The 1219-nt window shown below is 63.7% G+C and carries 1 protein-coding gene; it reads right to left on the reverse strand.

Annotation, left to right across the window (positions count from 1 at the left end; genetic code table 11):
- On the reverse strand, positions 1-1219 hold a 1219-nt coding region (locus ACXRVY_RS30120), incomplete at both ends, for a peroxidase family protein (protein ID WP_458239088.1).

Genomic DNA, 1219 nt, shown 5'->3' on the forward strand with positions numbered 1-1219 from the left:
GTGCGCGCGAACTCCTCGAACACCAGGTGCTGGTACTGCATCTCGGTACCGAACTTGGCGGCCTGGAACAACCGCTCGCCGTTCCAGTGCAGGGCCGCGATGTCGGCCGCCGTCACCGGCAACGCCGTCAGTTGKGCGTCGGGCATCAGCCACTGGTTCAGGAAGACGAGGTCGGCGGAGGCCAGGACCGTCGCCTTGGTCTGATCAACCAGACGGTTGTGCTCGTGGTGGAAAACGGAGTGAACGGTGGTCAGGCCAATGTTCTCGTTGACGCGGCCATCGCCGGCGATGAAGTGCGCATCCAACAACTCGTTGTCGTAGGTGCCGGGCGCTTGCGGGCCGCCAATGACAGTGTCCGCATCAGGCGTCAGGCCGCCGGTCGGATCGGCGCTGTGGGCGATGTCAATGAGGAACTGGTGACCGGTGCGCACGGTGTTCGTCAGGCTGATTGGCGCGGCCCGATCACCCTCGACGAGTATGTCATCGGCGGTGCCGGCAATGCCATCCGGACCCTTCATCACGACTTGCGGAAGGCCGTTGGGGCCCTTGATGAAGTTGCCATAGGCGTCGGTTGCCAGCAACGGCAGGTCGAACACATCCGCATCGGTCAGGTTGATCCCGAGCAGATCATGGGCCTGGGCCTTGACCACCTTCCAGGTGGCCATGCCACCGATTTCGACGTCGTCGGCGGTGCCGAACACACCATCGACACCCAGGTCACGATTGGTGATCAGCTTGCCGGTGGCGACCGGGTCGCCGGCGGCGTTGAGCTCATAGCCGCGCAGGAATACCTGGTGCGAAGGATGCGAGCTGTAGGTCTGGTTCTGATCGACAAACGGCGAGGTGGTGTTGCTCTGATCGTGGATGTCATCGGCGGTGCCGAGGATGCCATCGGCGCCGGGCAGATTGGTGGCCCGCGTCAACACCATGAAGTTGGTCGGGCTACCAGGCACGAACAGTGGATCGTCGGGCTGTAGCGGAATGAAAACCGTGCCGCTGCCGCCTTTGGTGACCAGGTCCAGGCCGTGGTCGAAGAACTGGCCGAAGAAGGTCATCCAGGCGTTGAAGGGCGCGGTCAGGCCCGCGTCCGGCGTGATATTAGGAATATTGACAACGGAAACGTCGTCGGCGGTGCCGAACAGGCCATCCAGACCGGGGCTGGTGACCACCTGTGAACCCGGGTTGGCCGCAGCAGCCGYGACCGCCGCCGGGTTGTTGG

The sequence above is a fragment of the Pseudomonas sp. P5_A2_2 genome, assembly GCF_054177685.1.